This is a genomic window from Streptomyces sp. NPDC002580 (genome assembly GCF_042889485.1).
GTDB lineage: Bacteria > Actinomycetota > Actinomycetes > Streptomycetales > Streptomycetaceae > Streptomyces.
This window is the reverse complement of the sequence record NZ_JBIAQZ010000026.1, coordinates 1-24,645: the sequence shown is the minus strand read 5'-3', so window position 1 is coordinate 24,645 and position 24,645 is coordinate 1. Positions and strand designations below refer to the sequence as shown.

19 protein-coding genes, 1 tRNA gene and 3 pseudogenes are annotated in these 24,645 nt (G+C 67.5%); 11 read left to right on the top strand and 12 right to left on the bottom strand.

Features of this window, described 5'->3' with window-relative positions; translation table 11 throughout:
- Positions 1 to 63: 63 nt before the first annotated feature.
- Together ACFYW7_RS38420 and fxsT are read left to right on the top strand one after the other, a co-directional pair.
- Positions 64 to 708, top strand: coding sequence for a hypothetical protein (locus ACFYW7_RS38420; RefSeq protein WP_389511243.1), 645 nt, complete (start codon positions 64 to 66; stop codon positions 706 to 708).
- 143 nt (positions 709 to 851) lie between these two features.
- Positions 852 to 3,182, top strand: coding sequence for an FxSxx-COOH system tetratricopeptide repeat protein (gene fxsT / locus ACFYW7_RS38415; RefSeq protein WP_389511241.1), 2,331 nt, complete (start codon positions 852 to 854; stop codon positions 3,180 to 3,182).
- 39 nt (positions 3,183 to 3,221) lie between these two features.
- On the opposite strand, the gene ACFYW7_RS38410 is transcribed toward fxsT, so the two are convergent.
- Positions 3,222 to 3,563, bottom strand: coding sequence for a hypothetical protein (locus ACFYW7_RS38410; RefSeq protein WP_389511239.1), 342 nt, complete (start codon positions 3,561 to 3,563; stop codon positions 3,222 to 3,224).
- Positions 3,564 to 4,913: 1,350 nt separating this feature from the next.
- Here ACFYW7_RS38410 and ACFYW7_RS38405 point away from each other — a divergent pair.
- On the top strand, positions 4,914 to 5,387 hold the full coding sequence (locus ACFYW7_RS38405) for a hypothetical protein (protein WP_389511237.1): 474 nt from the start codon (positions 4,914 to 4,916) through the stop codon (positions 5,385 to 5,387).
- A 423-nt stretch (positions 5,388 to 5,810) separates the two neighbouring features.
- On the opposite strand, the gene ACFYW7_RS38400 is transcribed toward ACFYW7_RS38405, so the two are convergent.
- Entirely contained in the window at positions 5,811 to 6,221 is a 411-nt protein-coding gene (locus ACFYW7_RS38400) for a hypothetical protein (protein WP_389511235.1), read from the bottom strand.
- A gap of 36 nt (positions 6,222 to 6,257) precedes the next feature.
- Complete coding sequence (locus ACFYW7_RS38395) at positions 6,258 to 7,850, bottom strand: ISL3 family transposase (protein ID WP_389511233.1); 1,593 nt, start codon at positions 7,848 to 7,850, stop codon at positions 6,258 to 6,260.
- A 259-nt stretch (positions 7,851 to 8,109) separates the two neighbouring features.
- Here ACFYW7_RS38395 and ACFYW7_RS38390 point away from each other — a divergent pair, with 259 nt between their 5' ends.
- The 3 genes from ACFYW7_RS38390 (at position 8,110) to ACFYW7_RS38380 (ending at position 10,622) form a co-directional block, all read left to right on the top strand.
- The gene (locus tag ACFYW7_RS38390) at positions 8,110 to 9,204 is read left to right on the top strand and encodes a barstar family protein (protein WP_389511231.1); all 1,095 of its coding nucleotides are present in this window, start codon (positions 8,110 to 8,112) and stop codon (positions 9,202 to 9,204) included.
- 119 nt (positions 9,205 to 9,323) lie between these two features.
- Positions 9,324 to 9,827: a hypothetical protein gene (locus ACFYW7_RS38385; RefSeq protein WP_389511229.1), complete on the top strand. Its 504-nt coding sequence runs from the start codon at positions 9,324 to 9,326 to the stop codon at positions 9,825 to 9,827.
- Between the two features lie 585 nt (positions 9,828 to 10,412).
- A complete protein-coding gene (locus ACFYW7_RS38380) occupies positions 10,413 to 10,622 on the top strand; it encodes a hypothetical protein (RefSeq protein WP_389511227.1) in 210 nt (69 codons plus the stop codon).
- A 541-nt stretch (positions 10,623 to 11,163) separates the two neighbouring features.
- Here ACFYW7_RS38380 and ACFYW7_RS38375 read toward each other — a convergent pair.
- From ACFYW7_RS38375 to ACFYW7_RS38365, 3 genes are all read right to left on the bottom strand, one after another.
- Positions 11,164 to 11,978, bottom strand: a protein-coding gene (locus ACFYW7_RS38375) for an IS5 family transposase (protein WP_389511225.1) whose coding sequence is annotated in 2 segments (ribosomal slippage) — positions 11,164 to 11,636 and positions 11,636 to 11,978 — 816 coding nt in all. Because the reading frame shifts where the segments join, the coding sequence is not laid out codon by codon here.
- A 465-nt stretch (positions 11,979 to 12,443) separates the two neighbouring features.
- The gene (locus ACFYW7_RS38370) at positions 12,444 to 12,980 is read right to left on the bottom strand and encodes a DUF5959 family protein (RefSeq protein WP_389511223.1); all 537 of its coding nucleotides are present in this window, start codon (positions 12,978 to 12,980) and stop codon (positions 12,444 to 12,446) included.
- A 138-nt stretch (positions 12,981 to 13,118) separates the two neighbouring features.
- Positions 13,119 to 13,978 (bottom strand): IS5 family transposase gene (locus tag ACFYW7_RS38365; protein WP_389511259.1). Its coding sequence is split into 2 segments (ribosomal slippage): positions 13,119 to 13,612 and positions 13,612 to 13,978, totalling 861 coding nucleotides; the frame shifts between segments, so codons are not numbered across the junction.
- Between the two features lie 117 nt (positions 13,979 to 14,095).
- On the opposite strand from ACFYW7_RS38365, the gene ACFYW7_RS38360 reads away from it, so the two are divergent.
- Positions 14,096 to 15,415 (top strand): IS630 family transposase, encoded by a 1,320-nt coding sequence (locus ACFYW7_RS38360; protein WP_389511257.1) that lies wholly within the window; start codon positions 14,096 to 14,098, stop codon positions 15,413 to 15,415.
- Positions 15,416 to 15,459: 44 nt separating this feature from the next.
- Positions 15,460 to 15,534 (top strand) — tRNA-Trp (locus ACFYW7_RS38355).
- A 51-nt stretch (positions 15,535 to 15,585) separates the two neighbouring features.
- Here ACFYW7_RS38355 and ACFYW7_RS38350 read toward each other — a convergent pair.
- Entirely contained in the window at positions 15,586 to 16,455 is an 870-nt protein-coding gene (locus tag ACFYW7_RS38350) for an IS5 family transposase (protein WP_389511221.1), read from the bottom strand.
- Between the two features lie 468 nt (positions 16,456 to 16,923).
- Here ACFYW7_RS38350 and ACFYW7_RS38345 point away from each other — a divergent pair, with 468 nt between their 5' ends.
- Positions 16,924 to 17,793: an IS5 family transposase gene (locus tag ACFYW7_RS38345; RefSeq protein ID WP_389511219.1), complete on the top strand. Its 870-nt coding sequence runs from the start codon at positions 16,924 to 16,926 to the stop codon at positions 17,791 to 17,793.
- 21 nt (positions 17,794 to 17,814) lie between these two features.
- Here ACFYW7_RS38345 and ACFYW7_RS38340 read toward each other — a convergent pair.
- Positions 17,815 to 17,952: pseudogene (locus ACFYW7_RS38340) on the bottom strand (XRE family transcriptional regulator); the annotation flags it as partial.
- Between the two features lie 231 nt (positions 17,953 to 18,183).
- On the bottom strand, positions 18,184 to 19,227 hold the full coding sequence (locus ACFYW7_RS38335) for an ArsR/SmtB family transcription factor (protein ID WP_389511217.1): 1,044 nt from the start codon (positions 19,225 to 19,227) through the stop codon (positions 18,184 to 18,186).
- Positions 19,228 to 19,374: 147 nt separating this feature from the next.
- Between ACFYW7_RS38335 and ACFYW7_RS38330 the strand changes: the two genes are divergently transcribed.
- Positions 19,375 to 19,905: a peptidoglycan-binding protein gene (locus ACFYW7_RS38330; RefSeq protein ID WP_326786576.1), complete on the top strand. Its 531-nt coding sequence runs from the start codon at positions 19,375 to 19,377 to the stop codon at positions 19,903 to 19,905.
- An 87-nt stretch (positions 19,906 to 19,992) separates the two neighbouring features.
- On the opposite strand, the pseudogene ACFYW7_RS38325 reads toward ACFYW7_RS38330, so the two are convergent.
- Positions 19,993 to 20,465: pseudogene (locus ACFYW7_RS38325) on the bottom strand (IS5 family transposase); the annotation flags it as partial.
- A gap of 93 nt (positions 20,466 to 20,558) precedes the next feature.
- Between ACFYW7_RS38325 and ACFYW7_RS38320 the strand changes: the two are divergent.
- Positions 20,559 to 20,648: pseudogene (locus ACFYW7_RS38320) on the top strand (IS5/IS1182 family transposase); the annotation flags it as partial.
- A gap of 149 nt (positions 20,649 to 20,797) precedes the next feature.
- On the opposite strand, the gene ACFYW7_RS38315 reads toward ACFYW7_RS38320, so the two are convergent.
- Together ACFYW7_RS38315 and ACFYW7_RS38310 are read right to left on the bottom strand one after the other, a co-directional pair.
- The gene (locus ACFYW7_RS38315; protein ID WP_389511214.1) at positions 20,798 to 24,040 is read right to left on the bottom strand and encodes a S8 family serine peptidase; all 3,243 of its coding nucleotides are present in this window, start codon (positions 24,038 to 24,040) and stop codon (positions 20,798 to 20,800) included.
- Between the two features lie 420 nt (positions 24,041 to 24,460).
- The coding region (locus ACFYW7_RS38310; protein WP_389511212.1) for a zinc ribbon domain-containing protein at positions 24,461 to 24,645 on the bottom strand (185 nt) is incomplete at its 5' end.

The following is a 24,645-nucleotide window of genomic DNA, read 5'->3' as shown; positions in this document are numbered from 1 at the left end:
GCGGCCCGCTCACCTCGACGGTCATGGCGCCCGCCTACCCGCACCCCTGGTGAGGACAACACCATGAACGTCGAGGTCGACACGGTACCTACCCAGCTCGACCCGGCCGGGCACGGCCATTGCGCTTTCGCCAAGAGCGGCCTTAGCGCTACCGGCTCTCCTTTGTCAAAAGCCGTTCAGGGCCGAGGGGTTGCTGCCACCGTGGTGGTGGACACGGACTTTCGGCGCGGTTGGGGTCACATGGGACGGAACGTCAGGTGGGCGGTGGCGGGGCTGGCGACGGCCGCGGCCTTCGCGGTACCGGCATGGCTGTGCGGGGCGATCGTACTGGCGCCGTTGCTGAAGGATCCCGCGATCCGCTGGTCGCTGGCTTCCGCGCTCGGTGCAGTGCTGGGCTCGCTGACCGTTCTGTGGGGTCACGGCTTCGCCACCCGGGCCCCGGTGACCGGGACTTCCGGCCGCTCGGTCCAGGCCACGGCCGAGCGCGGCGTTGCCATCGGCGGGGACAACCAGGCACCCGTCTCCACCGGCGACACTCCGGTATCCGCCCCGCCCGTACCTGCTCAGCGCGCTGTTGGACCACACCCCACCCCGCCACCACCGGCCCCGGGCACGGTGTCCGCATCCGGGAACCGTGCGATCGCCATCGGCGGAACCAACTCCGGTCCGCTGTCCACCGGTGACCAGCCTGGCCGGGAACACCCGTGAAGTGGCCGTTCCAACGGGCAGGGAGGCGACAGAAGCCACCCGCTGCCGGACCCGAGAAGCGGGTGGAGGCCCATGCCGAGCGGGCTGTAGCCATCGGAGGCAACAGCTACGCTCCTGTGCTGACCGGGGACCACTGTCGGGTGGTGTCCCTGCCGTCCGAGGCGCTGCGGCCGCCTGCCCAGGTCGCGGCTCCGGCAGGGCTGGACAACCTGGCGGTGCGTCCGGGCCTGTTCGTCGGCCGCACGGGTGAACTGGACCGCCTCGACGCCGCGCTCGCCACTCCCGGCGGGGCTGTCGTGCAGGCAGTGCACGGGCTGGGCGGCATCGGCAAGAGCACCCTGGCCGCGCACTGGGCCGCCACCCGCCCCCATGGCTGCGCCCCCATCCGATGGATCACCGCCGACAAACCCGCCAGCGTGCAGCGGGGTCTGGCGGACCTGACCGGCGCCCTGCAACCGGCCCTGACCGGCACCCTGCCCGTCGAGGCTTTGGCGGAGTGGTCCCTGCAGTGGCTGGCCACCCACACCGGCTGGCTACTGATCCTGGACAACGTCAACGACCCAGCCGACATCGCCCCGCTCCTGGCACGCGCCCACGCGCAGGGACGCTTCCTGATCACCAGCCGCCTCGCCACCGCCTGGCACCACATCCCCACCGTGTGCCTGGACGTCCTGGACGAGGCGGACGCACTCCACCTGCTCACCCGCATCACCACCGCCACCGCTCCCGGACGGGATCTGGAAGGCGCCACCGACCTGTGTGCGGAACTGGGCCGTCTGCCCCTGGCCGTCGAACAGGCAGCCGCCTACCTCGCGCAGAATCCGCTCACCACTCCCCGCGCCTACCTCGCCCTGCTCAACGAGCACCCAGCGGCGATGTACCGCACCGGCGCCGTCGGCATCACCCCGCCCGAACGCACCATCGCCCGGATCTGGAACATCACCCTCGACCGCATCACCCTCCTCCGGCCCGAAACCGCCAATCTGCTGCGCGCCCTGGCCTGGTACGCACCCGACAACATCCCCACCACCCTGGCGGGCGGCCCCGACGACCCACCCGCCCTCAACACGGCGCTCGGGCTGCTGACCGCCTACAGCATGATCACCCCCGACCCCTCCACCGGCACCCTGGCTGTTCACCGGCTCGTCCAGGCCCTTGCCCGCACCCCCGACCCCGACGACCCCCACCGCGCCCCCCACCACATCCAGCAGGCCCGCGAACAGGCCACCGCCAACCTGCACTCCGCCCTGCCCGCCGGCCCGGGCATCCCCGCCAGCTGGCCCACCTGGCGCACCCTGCTCCCCCACATCGACGCCCTCACCGAACACGCTGGCCCCGACACCGACACCGCCACCACCGCGGACATCCTCAACCGCACCGGGCTCTTCGTCGACAACCAGGGCATGCCCACCCGTGCCAGCTGGCACTACCAACGGGCCCTCGCCGCCTACCAACGCTTGCTGGGCGAAGACCACCCCAAAACCCTGGCCTCCCGCAACAACCTCGCCAGCGCCTACCGGGAGGCGGGGGACCTGGACCGGGCCATCCCCCTGTCACAGCAGACTCTCGCCGACGCCGAACGGGTCCTGGGCGAAGACCACTTGTTCACCCTGCTCTGCCGCCACAACCTTGCCAGCACCTACCAGGAAGCGGGGGACCTGGGCCGGGCCATCCCCGTGTACGAGCAAGCGATGGAGGGCCGGGTGCGGGTGCTGGGCGAAGACGACCACAACACCCTGACCGTCCGCCACAACCTCGCCCACGCTTACGGGGCGGCGCTGGATCCGGGTCGGGCCATCCCCTTGTACGAGCAGGCCGTGAAGGGCCGGGTGCGGGAGCTGGGCGAAGACCACCCCGACACACTGAACTCCTGCCGCCTCCTCGCCGAGGCCTACCAGGCGGTGGAGGATGCCGATCGGGCCGTCTCCCCGTACGAGCAGACCGTGAAAGACCGGGTGCGGGAGCTGGGGGAAGACCACCCCGACACCCTGGCTTCCCGCCATTTCCTCGCTCGCGCCTATGGCGCGGCGCGGGATATGGGTCGGGCCATCCCCCTGTTGCAGCAGCTCCAAAAAGACCAGGCCCGGGTGCTGGGCGAGGACCACCCCGACACACTGAAATCCCGCAACCTCCTCGCCTGTTGCTACGGGGCGGCGGGGAATCCGGGTCGGGCCATCCCCCTGTACGAGCAGACCGTTCAGGGCCGTGGGCGGGTGCTGGGTGAGGACCACCCCGACACCCTGAGATCCCGCATCCAACTGGCCTACACCTGCCGAGTGGAGGGGGACCTCCACCGGGCCATCCTCCTGTACAAGCAGATCCTCACCGACTGCGAACGAGCAGGGGGCGAAGAGGACGCGCTCACGGTCGCGGTCCGCGACACTCTCACCGCAGCTATCGCCCAACGCGACGACCGCATCAGACCGTCGTGTCCCAAGCATGGAGAGGCCGGGGGGTCGACCGCCAAGGCGTGATCACGTTCCCGACGATCACACCTCGTCCAGCAGAACGACTCAGCTGCGCGCTGCCGACTTCTGCTCGCCGGGGGCGGCGTTGTACGCAAGGTGCCCGACAGCGGAGTAGGCCTTGCCCAGCACTCCCGCGAGCTGCACGGCCGTCAAGGACGACTCGGTATACCGCTGGACTTCGTCGTCGTTGTGAAGCACCTCTCCGGAGACCTTGAGCAGGGCCAGGGCTGTCCGCATCTCCCCCGCGCAGCGGGTGAGGAAGCTGTAGATCCGATAGGCCTCCAGCGGATACTCGATCCCCCGGTGCTGGAGGTCGCAGACGAGCTCGGCGAGGGAGCGGGCCGCGTTCTCCGCGTTCTGGGCGATGTCCTCGGTGTTCTCGCTCATGTGGATCCGGATCTCCTTGCTGGGGTGGCGGGCCACGGACGGCCGGTGAACGGGCAGCCGGGTGGGACTGACAGGCGAAGTGGTGCCAGGGCCGGTGCTGTCCCGCTCGCGCTGAACGGCGGCCTGATCAGCAGGACCGGTCTCCGTCTGCGGGTGGTCTCCGCCCGCGCGGTGGACACCAGCTTCAGCGCCGGGTCGCGCCGTGGCCAGATCGCTGATGGCGGTGAGGTCCGACAAGCCCCCCGGCCCGCGCATGAGGCCGAGGCCCTCGGACCCGTAGGAGGTCCACAGCTCCATCGCGGCTTCCAGAAGTGCCGCGGTCTGGGCGGGGCATCCTCTCGACCGTCTCCGTCAACAGCCGGGCGTCGCCCACGTGCAGGCGAGCGTGTTTGACGAGGAGGTAGAAGATCCTGAGGGGCCTGGCGGCAGGACCCTCCGCGTCCGGCTCGTGGAACGCGCGCAGGTTGTAGACGGCCCCCGCTGCCATCGCGAGCACGACCGGGTCCTCGTCAGCAAGGAGCTTCGCCGTGAGGGACTCCCGGCACGGTGCGCACCGCTCGATGCACGCGCCGATCAGCGCGGCCGCGGTCCACATGTCCGGCGCACTCGCCACTCCCAACCGGGTGGGGTCGGCCGGCTGGAGGTCATTGCCGGACGGGCCGCTGTCGTGCCGGTGGAGGGTGCCGGCGTTGGCAGCGGCGTACGCGGCGCCCAGGCTCCGGCTCTTGTTTCGTGCCCGGCTCTTGCGGCCGTGGCTGCTGGTCATACGGCTCTCGCATTTCCCGCGCCCGGCCCCATGACCCGATGCGCGCGATGAAGAGCAGCATGCGGAAGCCTTCAACAGCTCTACGGCTGTCCGGAGTTGATGTACGTCCCGCACTGATGCTCACAGTCCGAACCCCGTTATTGGGGGCCCGCGGGCACCTCCGCCGTGATGCGCCTTGGTCATGGGCCGAGGCACCGGCTTGGGCCGATGCGTCGGCCACTGCGCCGCAGCCTACCGGTCCGCCCCCGGAGCCGAGGGCCGAAATTGCCCGGCCCGTGCGAAATTGAGCACGAACGGAAAACTCGTGCGCCTGCCTCCGTTGCACGGCGGCCTCCGGCTCGGAGTGTTCGACACCTCCATGCGCACCTCGGACATCACCGCCGCGCTGAAGCGGGCAAACCGTCCTCGAGCCTGGCCGACCGCGAGAACGAGGGCGGCGACTTCGACCTCGTGAAGGCGGAGCGGCGGGCTACCGACAGGATTCGCTGAACCGCGAAAACGTAGCCCGAGCCGCGGGAATCTCCCGTGTTGTGGTGTGAGGTTCCCCCAGGGGCATTGCCGTACCAGAGCGATAACTTGCCGCTGTGGCAGACATCTATGAACTCTCGATCGTTCTGAACCTACGCGAGAGGCTCTCTGACGAAGAGGCTTCAGAGCTTCGGTGGCATCTTGGGCTGGGCCCCAAGCCGGAGAGCCTCCGCATCGTGCCCGAGTTCCCGACAGTCGTTGAAGATGAGCACGGCAGCCTCGTCATGATGGACGACCCGGTGCCTTTGCTCGGCCAGCCCGGCGAGGCATGGAAGGTGGGCGGAGCCCTCGTCTCGGTGCTGCTACGCCCGGAAGACACACGGTACGGGACATGGGCTCTGACTGTTCGGCAAGAGATTCATCCGGACGATTTCGAGCGCATCGGTGAACTGCTCAGCTGGCTGGCCACGAAAGCGGATGACCGGCACAGTGCTCCCACCGGTACGGTCCGTCTGGGCTGGACCAGGTTCTGCGAGTCAGACCAGTTCGAGCCTTTGGTGGTTCGAGACGGCGAGGTCGTGTGGCCCTAGTAGCGCCGCTTCTCCGCTGGGGCGCTTCAGGCGGGTGTACGGGGCGCCCCCGGCCGAAGGCTGGGGGAGACCGACCGCGCTCGGCCTTCCTCGTTCCATCGGCATCACGCTGCTATTCCTTGCTGGCTCGTGGGGCTGCCTCAGGCGCGTCGCCGTCCTGCGGGAGGCTCCTGAGCAGCCGCCTCAGAGCTGAGCCGAGACAACGCGCAGCCTCCTGAGGAGGGCCGGCTGACCATTTCGATGTGGGCCGCTCCCTGCGGTGCGCTCCTTGCAGCACCCGCCTCCGACTGGGTGACAGGTCCGGACGAAGCCGTACCGCCCCGATCGACCGGGCGTTGGCACAGCATGGAGCCCGGAGACGAGGAACTGTCGAACCTGCTGTCGACGGTCATGCAATTCGGCTCTGTCGAAGATCTTGTGATGTCAGGTCTGATAGGGGTAGAGGGCGACGCTGCCTGCTTCGACGCTGATCTCCACCCAGGCGCCATCGGCGCTGTCGGGGATCGGTGACGCGAGATCGAACAGGACCGGCCAGTAGCCCATCTGTAGATAGGCCGCGCCATCTTCCGTGAGTTGAAGACGACCGCGCAGGACCAGCCGGCCCCCGTCCTGCCGGATGCCTGGCTCGGCACAAGGGGCTGGGTGCGTGTTCTGCCCCCAGTAAATGTCGTCGTCGATGGTCCATTCGACGAGGTGGTGGCCGTCTGCTTCCTGCGCATCACCACGCCAGAGGACCGCGGCGGATCCAATGGGTGTGCGAACCCGAACTGCCATGGGCCGCTGCGGGATCTGCGGCATCTTCTCCGTGCGGACCAACATTGCTCCATCATCCATGGTTCCTCCACGCAGCTGAGAGTGGCCTCGGAAAGATCACGGACTGTGGAGTACCCGCTGGCGGAGGAGGCCGAGGTTGGCTCGGCCGAAGCCCATGCGTTTGAGGAGCTTGACACGTGTGACGTGACCTTCGATCTGGCCCGAGCTCCATGAGGTGGTCAGTGCGGCGGTGACGGCGTCGTGGTCGCGGCGCAGGCCGTTGACCAGGCTATGGAGGGCGGGCAGGTCCTCCGCGAGGACACGTTCCATCCAGGAGGGCAGTAGCTCGCCGCGAAGGTCACGCATCATGTCGGCGAAGTCGCGGACGTGTCGTGCGGCGGCGTCGAGTTCGGGGCAGGCGGCCCGGATCTCCTTGAGTTCGGTCGCATCGGTCTCGGTGAGATGCGCGGGGTTCGTCATGATCCAGCGGACGACACGGCGGGGCTTCGGTGCCGGCCGGGGCTCGGGAGCGGGCACGGGCGGCTGCTTGGGCAGGGGGCTGTGGGGCTTCTTGAACGGGCGGAAGTAGCGGCGGACGCACTGGATGTCTCCGGTGAATCCTTGTTCGCGCAGTTCACGGTGGAGCTGGGGAATGTTGTGGCATCCGTCGGTCCACCGCTGGTGTAGGTAGGCCTTGTACTCGTCCAGGATGGTTGCCCGGTTAGTGGCCTTGACCAGTAGCTCGTCGAGGCTGCGGGCGCGGGCGAAGCGGCGCACGGTGGAGTGGTCGAGCCGCAGTTCACGGCGGATCGCGGCCAGCGTCTTCCCCTCGGCCAGCCGATGCTGGACTATCTCGTAGCGCTCGATGGTGCGAGTCACCAGGCGCCAAGGGCGCCCCAAGGAGTCGAGTGTTCCGTCCAAAGGAACGAACGGGGCGGTCTCGACGGTGGGCGGTTCCTTCGTGACCAGGTCCCCCGCGACGGGCTCCTTCGCGACCGGGGGTATCGCGAACGCGGCCCGGATGCAGCCGTGATGGGCGCCGACCGTCTTCTCCACGGCCTCGGCGAGGTTCCGCCACAGGTGCCACCCGTCCGCAACCTGCATGGCCTGCGGAGCTCCGGCCCGGACGCCCTCAGCGTAGGCGCCGCCCCGGTCCCTGCACACGATCTCGACGCCCGGATGCGCGGCCAGCCAATCGGCCAGCGTCTGGGCTTCGCGGTCCGGCAGCACGTCGATTGGCCGGTGCGTTTCCATGTCGATCAGGATGGTGTTGTAGGAGTGACGGCGCCAGATCGCGAAGTCGTCGACGCCGAGCACGGTCACCTTCGGGACCTCGGGCGCGGGCTGCGCGCGGATCAGTTTGATGAGCAGGTCACGGCCGCACGGCATACCCAACCGGGTGGCGAGCCGGGATCCGGCCCGGCCGGCCAGCGCCAGCGCGATCGACACCAGCGCCTTCGTCAGCGTCGGCGCCCGCCTGGCGAACGGCGAGGTGAGGCCCGGGACCTGTTCGCTGAACGTCGTCTGGCAGCACGCGTCGTTGACGCATTTGAAACGGCGCACCGTCACCACGACCTTCACCCCGCGCCCGGCGACCGGCAAGTCCGCCAACGAACGGCGGTAGCGGCCGTGAACCCGCGCGGACCGGGCGCCGCAGCCGGAACACGCTGCGGCTGGCGCGGAAGACCGTACGGACAACGTCGCGGACACACCATCGGACTCCACCCGATCGACGGAGACTGCGCTCAGGTGCGGAAACAGGTCCTCAACACTCTGCGATAAGCACGTCGATCATGCTCCCCGATCACACATAGTCCTGTGGCTCGCGACGCGTGCAAGGGCAGGAAACGTTACGTGACCCGCCAGAACCGAGGGAACTTGATCGCTTGTGGCCAACTCGGGTGTTCAGCTTTGAGAGATCGTGACCCGCCACAGGGAAAGGGGTTCGCCGCGAAAGCCTGGTGCAGGCATGATTCCCTCCGTGCAGGAGGACGAGAACCATCGCGGGCCCATGCGGTACACGCTGACGGAGACCGAGCATGGCCATGCCTGGGGAGTCTGCGTCGAGGCGGAGGGGCTGTTCGGGGAACCCCGGCGTGGGACGTACGAACTGCTCGACTGGGTCCCGGTCGGCGAGGTGCGGGACTGGGTAGGCAGCCGGGTGTGGCTGGTGCCGGACGACAAGGGACTTGAACCTTGGCTGCTGGAGGACGCGGAGAGCTCAGGGCAGTTCCCCGGAACAGACAGTCTGCTGCTCACCGGTTTGGACGACTACGAAGGCCCGCCCGAGGGCCACAGGGGCTCCGTCCGAGTGCACGACGGCCATCGGTGGCTGGGCTCGTGCCGGGAATTTGCGCGCGTCCTGCCACCCGAGCAGATGTCACCCCCGCTCGTCCTGAGGGGACTCGCCCCGAGTGATCAGCTCAGGGCGGCACTGCTGAAGGGCACCCGGCGGGCGCTGGATCTGGAGGAGGCCGCCCTCGAGATACGGGACGACCAGTGCGAAACCATCACAGAACGACTGCTGTGGACCAGAGTCACCGCCTGGCAACCGTCCTCCAACGGGACGGACCTGATCGACCTGGAGCTCGAAGGAAAGCTCTTCACGCCCGTCCCCGAATACGCCCGGCCTATCTGGGAACGGTGGCTCGCCGGGCCACCGAACACCCTGGGCGCCTGGGCCTGCCTGGACACCCGGCGCCGCGGGGCCTGGCTCGATCTCGTCCGGGAGCGGGCCTGCCGGCGCGCCCACCGTGACCGGCCGGATCGTCACGCCTACGAACTCGACGGTCGGTACATCACCGACGAACCGGGCCTCTACCTGGCGCTCGGCGAGGCGGTGAACGGACCGGGCGGCTACTTCGGTGGCTGCCTGGACGCCCTCGACGACTGCCTGGGCGGCACCTTCGGCTACACCGCCCCCGCGACCCTGCTCTGGCGAGACGCCGTCACCGCACGCGAGCACCTGTCCAAGACCTTGACACCGGACGGCCAGCCCTACGACCTGTTTGCCGAGGTCCTCAACGTCCTGGCCGAGGGCGACATGCACGTCACCCTGGCGTGAGTTGTACTCCGCCACAAGTGCGCCGCGACGCGGCGGCAGAGAACATCACGTGATCGTCGCCAGAGCCGAATTACGCGATCGTCCACAATGCTTGGCGGTTCGGCGTCAGGTGAGACTTGATGCTTGTCCTGGACATCGTGCGTTACGGTCCTGCCATGCCGGACCGCTTTCCCGAGATCACCTCCGTCGAGGAGTTCATCCGCTTGCGTCTGAGCGAGGATCCTGCGGACAGGGACCGCTCGGCTTGGGCGGCTATGCCGCGGCTGGTCTGGGATGAGTTGGTGCGTGAGCACCCGGACATGCGGTTCTGGGCTGCCCACAACCGCAGCTGCCCGCCAGAGGTTCTTGCCGAGCTGCTCAAGGACGACGACTGGCGTGTTCGAAGCCGAGTGGCGAGTCGCCGCAACTGCCCAGCCGAACTGCTGGAAGCACTGGCTGATGATCCCCACGACGCTGTCCGCAACACCGTCGCCACCCATCAGTACTCTCCGCGTAGTGCGGTGCTTCGCCTGACGGGCGACCCCTGGACCGTGATCGCCGAAGTGGCCCGGACCCGTATCGCCAACTGGCCCCAACCCTCCCCGGACGCGCCGAATCAAACGGGCACAGACAAGCCGAGGTAATTGGTGCCAAGCGTCAGATGAAGCCACAGCGTGAAGCATCGACCGAGACAGGACACCGGCTCATAATCGCGGTGCGGTAGAACTTTCCCTACTCCATCAAGCCCCGGCTGCGCTCCGCTCCGCTGGGCGGGCTCCCGGCTCCGCTCGGGGCGCCGCTCCTGTCTTCGGCCCGCTCCGCCCCGGCTGCGCCGACGCCCGCCCACAGGTGGATAGGCCTGGCGCCAAGCGTCGAGCACCCGACATATGCGGCCACCGGTCAAGGACCATGCCTCCGGCGGGGGATCGGCCGGCACCGGGATGGAGGGGGCGCCGTTCCCGGCCGCAGGCACATCGTGGTGAGCGTGGTGGGCTCCCATCCCGTCCGCCATCGCCCCAGGCAGAGCCGAGCAGACGCGGCCCATGGCGTCCAGGTCGTTCGTACAGTGGCGCGCTCCACCTGGACGCCATGAACCACGCCCGCTCCACGGTGCGTGGGTCGACGGCGGACGGGATGGGAGCTGGGGTAGATGGTGGGTTGAGGTAGGACGAGGGGCGCCTGCGAGCCCCCACACAACTGTCGCTAGGGTGCCGCTTGAGGGGGGCGAGATGGCAGACAAGAACAGTCGGTGGAATCACCCGTACTGGCATCTGGTGTTCTTCGTGATTCCGCTTTTGATCTTCCTGATCGCCGAAGACGACAGGATCACGCGGTGTCTCCTGGCTTCAGGGCTCACGCTGGCGGCTATCCGGTACGGACGCGAGTCGGCAAGGTGGGCGCGCGTCAAGGCGGCCTCCGCCCGTGACATCAGCAGCTGACACCAACAGCCGCGAACGACAGCGGTCGAGGCCGAACCTGAGAGACCGGCCAGCCCGGGTACAGCACACGTTGACCAACGTCGACAGTTCCGCGTGATCGACCTGATAAGGATGAGGCCAGAGGTTCAAGTTCACGATCGTTGGGGGGATGCGGCGCATGACGGAGTACCCGCAGGCGACGGGTGTTGGTGATCCAACACCAGAGGGCACAAAGCGAGCGTGGCTTGCGACTGTAGCCGCGCTGCCAGTTGGTACCGCCGTGACTGGCAAGGTCATCCGCCGCCGGCCCTTCGGCGTGTTCGTGCAGATCGACGGCGTACCGGACGCTGTGGGACTGGCAGAGATCTTTGCCACACCGCATGGAACCGTCCCGCCCCCCGTGGGGTTCGCAATCAGCGGAAACGTGATCTCGCATGCTGATCACAACCACCAAGTCAGACTCAGCCTCAAAGACTGGGGGACGAGCACGTGCCAGTACCGCTGTGGCCCAACGAACGCGTTGCCGACCGCGAGGCACTGAGGGGCTTTCTAACACCGTGTCCTACATGGTCAGCTTGAGGAAGCGCTTGTAGCAGCAGAGGGCGGCGGCGAGACCGAGGAAGGCCAGGTAGTTGCGGGGATGGCGCTCGTAACGAGGGGACAGGCGGCGGTATCCGGTGAGCCAGGAGATCGTGCGCTCGATGACCCACCGCCGGCGGCCCAGGCGTTCGCTTGAGTCGATTCCCTTGCGCGCGATGCGGACGCCGATGTGCTGGCTGTGCAGCCATTTCCTCAGGTCAGGGAGATCGTAGGCCTTATCGGCGTGGAGTCGCTCGGGCTTGGAATGCGCGCTGTGGGATTCGTGTCCTACGTGGAAATGGGCGACCATCGGCTTCAGCCCGAGGCTGTCGTGAGTGTTCCCTGCGGAGAGGCCGACGCGTAGAGGCAGTCCGTTCGCGTCGGACAGGACGTGCATCTTGGAACCTGGCTTGCCTCGGTCCACGGGAGACGGACCTGCAAGTTCACCCCCTTTTTAGCGCGGACATGAGCGGAGTCCAGTACAGCCCGTGACAGGTCGACCAGCCCCTGGCCGACGAGTATCTCGAGCACCTTCTGGTGCAGCCGTCCCCAGACGCCGGCTCGCGACCAGATCAGGAACCTGCGGTGCACTGTCGACTTCGACGCCCCGAAACACGGAGGCAAGGCCCGCCAGGCACAGCCGCTGACCAGGACGTAGATGATCGCCGCGAACACCGCCTCATCATCGATGTTGGCCACCCCGCCGCCCTGAGGACGCACGCGTGCCGACGGCAGCAACGGCTTCGCGATCTCCCACAATCCGTCCGGCACGACCCATCCCCACCGTCCACTCCCCATGCCCCCGCCAACGACCAACTGGCCATGTAGGACACGGTGTAAGACGTCTTCGGCAGGACTTCGAGGCGGGCCGGCCAGTGGGAGAACCGGACGCTAGACAACTTCCTGGAGGCTCTGGAAGCGTGGGTGGGCGACGCCCCAGGGTGGTACGCGAACCATGGCCAAGAGCTACCGGCCGACGGTGACTGGACGTTCATGGCTCGGGCCCTGAGTGCAGCGCGGTCCTACGAGTGACGACGTGCCCCCTGCGTGCCCGATGAGACAGCGGCCGACGGGGAACAGCGGGGAGTCCGGGCGAACAGTCCGAGAACCCACCGGTCAGCGTCTCGCCAGGTCAGGCCGGGTGCATGTACTCGATTTTCCAAACTAGCGCCGGGATGCTCGCCCTGAAGTATCCGAGAGCGCCCGATCATGCTGCGGCTCGGCGCCCGATACGCGAGTTGGAGATGCGGCGGGGCAACCCGGCTACAGATGTCGCTTTCGGTTCGGACTCCACTCGTAGACACCGAACGAGGGTTCCACCACCTCGCGGGGCCAGCGTCGGCGAACCTCGCCCAAACGGCGACGCTGATCATCTATCCAGCCCTCTTCGAGGGCCACGGGCACTGTCACTGTCGCCATGGAACCCGGTATGTCGTCAACGATGACGTCGGGGCAGCCACGCTCTCCTTCGAGTCGGATTCTGATCTCGGGCGCGCGACCTCCCATCCAACTGATGTTCTGCCCCGCCGCCAGCGAGTCGAGAGCTGTTTCCCAATCGGCCAGGTCCCTGGGCGAGAGCCAAACTTCCAGTTGGCCCCTGACGAACCAGGTCGTTACCAGGACGTTCGCAATCAGGGTGTCGTGGCGTGTCAGCACCCCCGGCATGTCCCGTCCTGTCACCTGTACGGCGACGCTGTTCCCCTCGTCGTCGGCGAGGCGAATCAGATCTACGGCTCCTTGCCCGGTCATCGTTCCCCACTCTTGGCGCCCGTCCATCTCCGCGGCTTCGGAGCGGCCCAACGCACGACAGGCTAGCTCCAGCCACAGACACCGGCAGAACACGCCCCAGGGATGCCACCAGCCTTGGAAAGCGCGTGGGGATACTGACGGAGAGCGCCTGTACGCCTCGCGCGTGGCCGGAGGGACTAGGGCCCGTCTTCAAAAGGATCTTGCCCAGAGTAGGAATGACGCGAGATTGACCGCTGCCTCGTAGGAGGTGGCGGTCTTGTCGTATCTGGTGGCGATGCCGCGGAAGCCCTTGAGTCGGTTGAAGCAGCGCTCGACGACGTTGCGCCGACGGTAGATCTGGCGGTCGAAAGCGGGTGGCCGGCCTCCTCGGTGGCCGCGGTTGTGGCGGTGACGCTTCTGGTCGGTCTTTTCCGGGACGGTGCAGGCAATTCCGCGTTTGCGCAGGTAGGCGCGGAAACCGCGGGAGCTGTAGGCCTTGTCGGCGACGACGTGGTCGGGTCTGCAACGGGGTCGGCCACGTCCGATGCGCGGGACGCGAATGCGTTCCAGGAGGGGACGCGCGCAGATGCTGTCGTGGCGTTGGCCGGGTGTCAGCAGGACGGCCAGGGGTCTGCCGCGGCCGTCGCGGGCGAGGTGGATTTTGGTGGTCGGTCCGCCTCGGGATCGGCCGAGGGCGTGATCGTCCGGTTCGTCCGGCCGGTGGATCCCCCTTTTCGGCCGGTGGCGGCCGAGTGCTGGTGGGCGCGGACGATGGTGGAGTCGATCTGGACGAGCCAGTCGATGTCGCCGACAGCGTCCGCGCAGGCCTGGATCTGCTGGAGTGCCCGGGTGAACACGCCGTCCAACGCGTAGCGGCGAAAGCGGGTGTAGACCGTCTGCCACGGCCCGTAACGTTCCGGCAGGTCACGCCAGGAGACCCCGGTCCGGATCTTGTAGACCATCCCGTTGATGACCTGCCGGTCCGGCACTCGCGGTCGTCCCGTCGCGGCACGCGGTATGAGCGGAGCGAGCAACTCCCACTCCAGGTCGGTGAGTTCATGGCGGCGTATCACCCGACCATGATCCACCACTTGATGATCTTTGAAGACGGACCCTAGTGTGATGCGTCTGAAATCCTGATGCTTAGTTACTACCCTGTTGGCATGTCGCATCCCGGGCCTTCTGCTGTGGAGATGACACTGTCCGAGGCCGAGCGTGCCGAGTTGGTGCGCTGGACGGAATTGCCGCACCGGCGCTCGGTCGAGAAGGCCCGCATCGTCCTGGCGTGCGCGGACGGCATGTCGAACGCTGGTGTGGCACGGCTTGTCGGTGTCCAGGCCAAGACGGTCGGCAAGTGGCGTCGGGCCTTCGCCGCGGAGCGGATGGCTGGGCTTGAGGACGCAGGCCGGATCGGCCGGCCGAAGGCCGACCTGGTCCTCGATGACGCCGAGCGCAGGCAGTTGCAGCAGTGGGCGCGGCAGGCAAAGACCGCTCAGTTCCTCGCGTTACGGGCCAAGATCGTGCTGCGTTGCGCGGAGGGTGGGACGAACCGGCAGACCGCGGCCGACCTCGGCATCGACAGGTCGACCGTGGACCGCTGGCGGGCCCGGTTCATCGCGAAACGCCTTGACGGTCTGTATGACGAGCCGCGCTCGGGCCGGCCGCCCTCGGTCCTCCTCGATCAGGTCGAGGAGGTCGTCGTGGCCACCCTGGAGTCGCTCCCGGGCCAGGACACGCACTGGTCACGGGCCTCGATGGCCCAGCGCACGGGCCTGTCGAAGTCGACGATCGGGCGGATCTGGAAGCGATTCGACCTCAAGCCCCACCTGCAGGACTCCTTCAAGTTGTCCACCGATCCGCAGTTCGTCGCGAAGGTCGTCGACGTTGTCGGCCTGTACCACCACCCGCCCGAGAAGGCGGTCGTGCTCTGCGTGGACGAGAAGTCCCAGATCCAGGCACTGGACCGGTCCCAGCCGGTGCTGCCGATGATGCCGGGCATGCCCGAACGCCGCACCCACGACTATCTGAGGCACGGCATCACCAGCCTGTTCGCCGCCTTCAACGTCGCCGACGGCACCGTCATATCGGCACTTCACCGATGCCACCGCGCGATCGAGTTCAAGAAGTTCCTGACCCGGATCGACAAGGCCGTGCCCACCGGCCTCGACGTACATCTCGTCTGTGACAATTACGCCACCCACAACACCGCCGACATCAGGGCATGGCTCGCCGAACACCCCCGATTCCACGTCCGTTTCACTCCCACCGGCTCCTCCTGGATGAACCAGGTCGAGCGGTGGTTCGGCCTACTCACCGACAAGCTCATCCGCCGCGGCGTCCACACCTCCGTGAAGGCTCTGGAGGACGACATCACCGCGTGGATCGACACCTGGAACGAGAACCCACGGCCCTTCACCTGGACCAAGACCGCCGACGAGATCCTCAACTCCCTCGCCGACTACCTCACCAAGGTCGGAACCACCGGCCAGAAAACCGAGCAGGACTAAAGCATCAGGATTTCAGACGCATCACACTAGGATCCGAGCCGGGCGAAGTCGTAGCGCAGAGGTAGTCGCGCGCGGTCTCCAAAACCGCGAGGACGCCGGTTCGAATCCGGCCGGCTTCGTCCGCCCCAGCTGCGGCGTCCAAGCGTTAGGGGTCGTTTTCTCCCGTTGTTTCATCCCTGAATCTGCCGTTTGGTGTGCGGTGTCGGGTCGCGCCAGGAGATGGTGTTCTCGCTGGTGAGGCGGCGGGCCATGAGGTCGGTCATGGCGATGTGGATCATGGCTTCGGAGCGGGTGGGCAGGGTTTCGTAGTCGCGGGCCAGGCGGCGGTGGAGCATGAGCCAGCCGTAGGTCCGCTCGACTGCCCAGCGTTTCGGGATCGGGGTGAATCCCCTGGTCCCGGGCTTGCGTTGAGTGATTTCCATGTCGATGCCGAGGGTGGCTGCATGCTCGACGAGGTGCTGGCGGTAGCCGCCGTCGACCCACGCTTTGCGGACGCGGGGATGTTCGGCGGCGACCTGGTCCAGGAGTCGGGTGCCGGCGACGGAGTCCTGCACGCTTGCCGCGGTGACCAGCACGGCGAGAAGGAGGCCGATGGTGTCGGTGACGACGCTCCGTTTCCACCCGACGATCTTCTTCCCGGCATCGATGCCCTGGCTGGAGGCGAGCACGCTGGTGGAGGTTTTCACGCTCTGCGCGTCGATCACGCAGGCCGATGGTTCGGCCTCCCGTCCTTCCTTCTGTCGTAAGAGTTGCCTGAGCAGGCCGTTGAGCTGGGTGAACACGCCTTCCTGCTGCCACCTGGCGAAGTAGCCGTAGACCGTGTTCCAGTGCGGGAAGTCATGCGGAAGGCAGCGCCACTGGACGCCGGTGCGGTCCACATACAAGATCGCGTCCATGATGTCGCGCAGGTCGTGCTCGGGCGGCCGGCCGAAGTCCAGAGCTCTGCCGCGGCGCTCGAAGCGCCAAGCTGAGAGCACCGGCTCGACCAACTCCCAGCGGGCATCGGACAGATCACTCGGGTAAGGGTGCCGCTTGGCCATGCTTCCGGCGTACCGCCCCGAAGTGAATGCGCCCAGTCGCACCGAATCGGCGCTCGAAGCACACAGCCTCGAGGACCGGGCACCCTGGGAGGAAACAGGATTACGACCGTTTCTGCCCCATCCGCAACCTCCCACAACCCGGAGGCATCGGCAGCCTCCAAGAGCTCGCCTGCACCACCATCCATCACCCAGAGAATCGCCTAATAACCAGGCGAGACAGATGAAAACGACCTCTGAGAGGTCGTTTTCATATTGAGTGCGGTTCTCTGGGGTGTTTTGTTCCGCCTATCGATGTGCTGCTACTGAGGCTGTGGTGGCGACTCTTCCTGGTGAGGCTGACGGTGTGACGGATGAGGCGGAGGCCTTCTTGCGCCTGTCTCATTCCAGGACGCCCGAGTTCGTTCCGCGCTTCGATGCGGCAGGTCGCACGCCTGGGCGCACGCCCCCGGGCAGCGGTACGCCCAAGTCATGACGGAACGTCGTGCATATCCGAGTGACCTGTCCGATGCCCGCTGGGAGTTGATCGAGCCGGTGCTGTCAGCCTGGCGCTTCGAGCGTCGCGGCCGGGCTCTGGACTTCGGCCGGCCCCCGAGGCATGACCTGCGCGAGATCATGAACGCGATCCTCTACGTGGATCGCACCGGCTGCCAGTGGGGCTACCTCCCGCACGACTTCCCACCGCATCAGAGCGTCTACGGCTACTTCGCCAGGTGGCAAAAGGACGGTGTCTTCGCCCAGCTCAACGGCCTGCTGCGGGAGTTGGTGCGCCAGCAGGAAGGGAAGAGTCCCGAGCCCTCAGCCTGCGTGATCGACGCGCAGAGCGTCAAGACTTCCACCAGTGTCCCTGCCAGGAGCCAGGGCATCGACGCGGGCAAGAAGATCGTGGGCCGCAAACGCAGCATCATCACCGACACCCTCGGCCTTCTGCTGGCGGTCCTGGTCACCGCGGCCGGCGTACAGGACTCCACAGCCGGGAAAACCCTCCTGGACCAGGCCGCCGCCAGCCATCCCGGCCTACGCAAGATCTGGGTCGACGGCGGCTACCGCCAGCACCTCGTCGAGCATGCAGCCACCCTCGGCATCGACATGGAAATCACTCAACGCAAGCCCGGGACCAGGGGATTCACCCCGATCCCGAAACGCTGGGCAGTCGAGCGGACCTACGGCTGGCTCATGCTCCACCGCCGCCTGGCCCGCGACTACGAAACCCTGCCCACCCGCTCCGAAGCCGTGATCCACATCGCCATGACCGACCTCATGGCCCGCCGCCTCACCAGCGAGAACACCATCTCCTGGCGCGACCCGACACCGCACACCAAACGGCAGATTCAGGGATGAAACAAAAGGACGAAACGACCTCTTACCGAAACCGACCCACTTGCCCGTCATACGACGGCCCGTCGGCTCAACAAGCAGCTGGATCGCCCCGTGGTACCGGGCGCCCCGGTGATGCCCCTCGGTCGCCGTCTGCTCGGTCCACGTCCCGGTGGCGACGTGACCGTCCAGCTCCAGGTCCCACGCGCCGAGGATGAGGACCCGCTGTCGTAAAGCGCTGGGACTACGAGCCCAAGGGCTGGGAGCGCCTGCTGAAGGAGCACGGCTCCACGGACGTGCGGGCCGCGGTGCTCGATACGCCGCCCGGCAAGCGCGAGGTCGGCACGCTCATCGTCCAGGCCCGCGCGTAACCCTTTGAGCGGGGACCAGGCTCCGGCTGAAGCTTCGTCCCCGTCATCCGTCAGGCTGATCAGGGCGAGTTCGGATGTGCGGCCTTCGCGCTTGGGCCGCCTTCGCGCCGTCGCGGTCCCGACGAAGCAGGGCTGCGCCGAGCGGAGTGACGGTATGGAGGACCGCCGGGCCGATCTGTCGACTGGTTGTCAGTCCAGCCTCCTGGAGTACGGAGGCGTGCCGGCTCGCGGTGGAAGGCGAAACCCCCAGGGCGTGGGCGAGCTCTCCTGTGGTCAGACCGTCCGCGGCACACCTGAGGACACGTGCTCGTGTGACTCCAAGAAGTGCCCCGAGGGGCGCTCCCTCATCGAGGCGGGGGTCCTGCGGCACGGGCGCATGGTTCAACGGATACGAGAGAACGGGCGGCAGCTCGGCGTTCGCCAGTGCGACCGGGGTGCCCCACAGGAAGTACGTCGGAACGATCCGGAGCCCCCGTCCCCGTAGGTGAAGGTCGCGTTCCGTTATGTAGTCCACTTCGAGTATCGGTTCGCGCCACCGAATGCGCGGCCCCAGGCTCGACAGCACCCCCTCGATCCCGCTGGTCAGCAGAGTACGTGCGAGAAGGCTCCGGTGCGCGATGAGGCCACTGTCCATGTGTTCCGTGAAGGGCGCGACCGCGACCGTGTGGTAGCGACGGATCAGGTCGGTTAGCCCCCGCCGCTCGACCGGCCGGCCCAGCCGCAGAGCCCAGGACGGCACGCCGCGCACACGGTCGAGGAGAGCTATCTCATGGAGCACGTCCTGCCGGGGCGGACGAAGGATGCCGTCAATTCCCGACTCAAGACCACCCTCCGACTCCGGGGGCGTCAGGAAGTCGGGCAGGTACGGCCCGAGCGGATACAGGGAGAGCAGCACCTCCCGTACGGGACGGGCGAGTCCGGCAGTACCCAGGTCGACACGGACCGTCCGGTGCCAAGCGGCGAACTGACTGCGGCCCGTGCGGGACTGAAGACGGTGAAGTGTTGCGAGCACCTCCCACATCGGGTCAGGCTGCGCGGCAACACGGATGCGAGCGAGATCGACCTCGGTGAAGTGAATACGGAGCACGCGACTCCCCTCGAAAGCCTCCTTGTTTGCACTCAGCCGCAAGAGTGTGTCCCCGCCGACGCGTGCGTGCCAAGGTTCCGCAAGGCCAACTGGCCCCAGTGACCCGAATCCGACGGTCCACCGTCACCTGAACCAGGAGGAACTCCCGTGAACTCGAAGTCATCCAGGCTTGCTGCCTGCACAATCGGTGCCCTGACCGCCACCGTCCTCGCGGTGAGTGCCACCCCGGCGTCCGCGAGCGGTAGCTACAGCGGCCTGGCCTATGTCTACGGCGGCGGAGTCTTCGCCGACGACTGGGACAACGAAGGCATTGTGGACACCACTCACAACAAGCAGTCCAACGCCACCTGCCTGTGGCAGAAGATCCTCTGGGCCGACGGCGAACTCGCCGCTTCCGGTATCGACGGCGACTTCGGGAGCAACACAGCCGCCGCGACAGCGCGGTGGCAGACCAAGTTCCAAGTACCCAGCGACGGCTCCGCCGGCGAGAAGACGTGGACCGCGGCGGGCAATTGGCTGCGCAACTCCGACTACCTGCCGAGCGGCAACACCGTGGCCTACTACATCGGCACCAGCTACACCATCAGTCTCTCGCGCGACAGCGACGGCTACTACCACTTCACCGACGGAGACGGCAGCGGGCGCATCGCAGGCTACAACTACCGCACCTGCAGCTAAGGGCCGCACGATCGCTGCGAGGCCCGGGCCTGCAGCACGTACCCACGTCACGTTGCCACTCGTGACGTCTAGGCGGTTTCGTTTGGATCAGCGGGCGGACCAGAGGAAGATGCCTGCCACGTGGAGCCCGGCCAGGTAGACGGTTGCGGTCTTCTCGTAGCGGGTGGCGATCCCGCGTCACTGTTTCAGGCGATTGATGCATCGCTCGACGGTGTTGCGCTGTTTGTAGATCTCTCGATCGAATGCCGCCGGCCTGCCTCGTCGTAGCCGGTGGCCACGCTGGTCCGCCGGGACCGGGATCACCGCTCGGATGCCGCGCTTGCGCAGGTGGTCGCGGATTGCGCGGGACGAATAGGCCTTGTCTGCCAAGACCACGTCGGGCCTGGTGCGGGGTCGTCCTCGGGGTCGTGGAATGCGCAAGCGGGCCATGACTTCGGTGAAGGCGGTGCATCCCCGGCCTGCCCGGCGGTGAGATGGAAGGCCAGCGGCCAGCATCGGTCGTCGGTGGCAAGGTGGATCTTCGTGGTCAGTCCGCCGCAGGATCGCCCGACGGCGTGGTCGCCGGGTTCGCGGGCCCAGAGCAGGCGACGGTGCTTGTCGTGGTCGTAGCCGCGGTCCGCGAGAAGCGCGTCGGGCCGGCGTCGAAGCCGGCCGACGACGCCGGTAACCGCCGGGATCTTGTCGGGCACGCCGCCACACTCGGTATCGACATGGAAATCGTCGAACGCACGCCCGGGCTCCGTCCCTGCGCCTGCTGGCCAACTGAGGCATGGACACGACGCGGGCGGTGCCCGCGATCTGAGACGGTGCCCGCTGCCGTCCGGGATGGCGCACGAGAACGGCCCGCGGGAAGTGGTTCCCGCGGGCCGTCCGTCATCGGCCTACCGGCGTGTCACTTGCCGAGGTAGGCGTTGTAGATGGTGATCGCCGACGTGTTGCCCTTCTTGTCGGTGATCTTGGCGCGGAACGAGATGCCCTTGCTCTTCGCCGGGTTCTTCACGGTGATCTTGCCGCCGTGGACGGTGACCTTCTTGAAGGTCTGGCCGTCGTAGGAGACGTACACCGAGAGGGATTTCAGGTTGCCGCCCGTGGCCGCGCCCTCGACGGTCACCGGGAAGGTGACGTTCTTGCCGGCGTCGACCCGGCTGTCCAGGCCGGTCGTGGCGCCGAAGTGCAAGGCGGAAACCGGGAGCTTGGCGGAGCCGCCCGACGGCTTCTTGGAGCGGAACGTGAAGGCGGCGTCGATCTGCGAGGAGACCGCGGCGACGTTCGACGCGCGCTTGACCGAGGTGGTCAGCTTGTACGCGGCGTCGGCCGACGGGACCTTGAAGGGCTCGTCGCCGGACAGCGGGTCGTGGTTGGAGCCGACCTTGCTGCCGTTGCGGTACAGGGTGGTGTTCACCGAGGTGAAGAGCGAGGAGCCGGCGTGCTTGGCCCCGTCGGCGAACAGCGGCAGCATGCCGTAGATCTGGTTGCCGTCGCGGTAGACACCGAAGTCGGCGTTCAGGTGCGGGCCGAAGACCGCGGTGTTGAAGGTCTTCGTGTACGACTTGCCGGCCGTGTAGGACTGGGCGCCCAGGCTGTAGCCGGCCTCGCCGATCGGGAAGCCGTCCTGGTCGAGGCCGCCGTCCTGTTCGAACTCCAGCTGCCACTTCACGCCGCCCTTGGCGGCCAGGTGCAGGGTTCGGGTGCCGGGCAGCTTCTGCGGGACGGACACCGTGGAGGCGCTGAAGCTGCCGGGCAGCCAGCCGAGGGCTGCGACGGAGCCCTTCTTGCCGCTCGCGGAGGCGCCGAGTCGGGCCTTCACGGTGGCCAGTTCACTCGCCTTGTAGTGCTTGGTGTAGCCGGTGGCGAGCTGCCTGACCGGGCCGCCGGAGGTGACGTCGTACTGCTCGGTGGCGCCCTCGGTCCAGTGGCCGTCCCACTGCTGGGTCAGCGTGCCGGCCGGCAGCTGCGGGCCCAGGTGGGCGGTGCGGAAGTTCTTGTACGTGTCGAGGAACCAGCCGAAGCCGTACTGGCCGTCGCCGATCGTCACGTCCCACTCGGGCGAGGCGAACACCGACTTGGCACCTGAGGCCGGGACGGTGATGTCCACCGGCTTGGCCTTGCGCGCGTCGATCGTGATCGTCTGCTTCTTGGCGACCGTCAGTTTCGGCTGGGCGATCGAGTCGATGCCCTTGCTCGCGTCCTGCGGGTCCCTGAAGACGGCGGTGTTGAGGATGTATGTGCCCTTAGGCGCGCGTGCCTTCACTGTGCCCGAGTTGTCGTACGGGTCCAGCTGCTGGCCGTTGGCCAGACCGGCCACACCGGTCAGGTCGGCGCTGTAGTCCGGGGCCGGCTTGCCGTCACGGCCGATGAACTTCAGGGCGACGTCGTAGGACTCCACCTCGCGCTGCACCGCGGCGGCCGTGCGGACGGTCTGCCCGTCGCCGGTCGCGGTCACATACGACGAGTAGGCGCCGTCGACCGTGCCGCCCAGCTTGGTGTCGACCGTGAAGCCGACCGCGGCCTTGCCGTGCGCCGGGACGGTCACCGAGGTCGCGGCCAGCTTGAAGAAGCCGGCCGGGGACGCGTGGCCCCTGGGGTCGGTGGCGGTGCTGGTCAGCTTGAGCGTGACGTCCTTGTCGCCGAGGTTGCGGTACGTCAGCTGCTTGGTGACCGGCTTGTCGTCGGTGTGCGGCCACTGCTGCACACCGAAGCTGACCGAGACCGGGTCGGCGATCACGGACTGCTTGATGGCCTTGTCGACCGCGATACGGCCCGAGCCCTGCTGGGCCGGCGTGTAGTTGCCGCCCTTGGCGGAGCCGGTGAGCGCGCCCTTCAGCTCGGCGTAGCCCCAGTCGGGGTGCTCCTGCTTGAGGATGGCGGCGGCGCCCGCAACGTGCGGGGTGGCCATCGACGTGCCGGAGATGGTCAGATAGCCCTCGGGCTTCTCGCCGACCTCCTGGTCGATGACGCTGCCCTTGGCGGCTGCGGCGGTGATGTCCACGCCGGGCGCGGTGACGTCCGGCTTGATGGCGCCGTCGCCGACCCTCGGGCCGGTGGAGGAGAACTCCGCCAGCTTGTCTTTCTTGTCGACGGCGCCGACGGTGAGCGCGGCGTCCGCGCTGCCCGGCGAACCGATCGACTGGGGGCCCGCGTTGCCCGCGGCGATCGCGAACAGAACGCCCTTCTCGGCGGAGAGTTTGTTGACCTCGGCCTCGAGCGGGTCGATCTCGGGCGTGTCGTAGCCGCCCAGGCTGAGGTTGATGACGGATGCGCCCTGCGCGGCCGCCCACTCCATGCCGGCGAGGATCCCGGAGTCGTCACCGGAGCCGGAGTCGTCCAGGACCTTGCCGTTGAGGATATGGGCGTCGGGGGCGACACCCTTGTACTTGCCGCCCGACTTGACGCCGGTACCCGCCACGATGGAGGCCACGTGCGTGCCGTGCCCGAAGTGGTCGGTGACGTCGGCGGCGGTCGTGAAGTTCTTGGACTCCAGCACCTGGTCCTTGAGGTCCGGGTGGGTGGTGTCCACGCCGGTGTCCAGGACCGCGACCTTCACCCCCTTGCCGGTGTAGCCGGCGGCCCACGCAACGGGGGCGCCGATCTGCGGCACGGACGTGTCCAGGGCGGCCTTGCGGACGCCGTCGAGCCAGACGTGGGCGATGCCGGAGGCGGCCCTGTCCCCGTTGGTGACGGCGTTCCACAGCTCGGTGGTGCCCTTGACCGGAGTCTGCACGGCGTCCGCGTTCAGCGCCTTCAGGCTGCGGCGCAGGGTGCCGGCGTCCCGGACGTCGGTCCTGGCGGCAGCGGCCGCACCGCTGTAGCCGACGATGACCTTCAGGCCGTTCTTCTGGGCCTTGCGGATGGCGGCCTTGTTCAGCTCGGTGATGTCGAACAGGCGCTGGTCCAGCTTGCCGGAGGCGACCAGGCGGGCCGCGTCGGCCGGGACGACCAGCGTGTGGCCGTGGGCCTTGCGGACCTGCACGGGTATGTTCTCCCGGCCCTTGGCCCGCCGCAGACCGACGACGCGGCCCTTGGCGTCGAGGTCGACCCGGTCCCCGGTGATCAGGGTGACGTGGTGCTCTGCGGTGAGCGAGGAGCCGGCGACTTGGACTCGCTGCGCGGGCTTCGCCGACGCCGGGCTGGTCATACCCGCTGCGAGGGCGACGGCTGCAGCGGTGGCCACTGTGGCCGCAGCTGCTCTTTTTAATTGTCTGCGCAAGATCTCCCCCTGGAGATGAGGTATCGGGCGAATTCCCCGTTCACCCGACCGAGGGAAATCTCGTACACCTGTACGCAGGCCCCCCGGACGGCGAAGTATGCCGGGGGATGATCAGACAGCTCAAGAGTTGAGAGGACGGCGTGAAAGCGCTGCCCGCAACTGTTACGGGCCCAGGCGGAGACTGTTACCGAATCAAGAAGTCCCGCCCGTTTCAACGGCGTTACGCGTCGTCAGGCACTCGCGTGCGCGCACGGTGATTTTCCCTGAGAACGGGTTCTGGCTCGCTTTGGACAAACCCGGGAGGTAGAGCACGTGACTCCTCCACCCCGTAAACGGGGTGGCTTCTCGTTACGCCGGGTTGGCGTCGCGACGGGCCAGCCCGGCCCGTAGAACGTTGAGTGCTCCCACTGTGTCGGCGTGCGCCGTGTGGCCGCAGCCGACGCAGTGGAACTTCTCCTGTGTGGGCCGGTTCTCCTTGGCGGTGTGCCCGCATTCGGGGCACTCACGGGAGGTGTTGCGGGGGTCCACGGCGA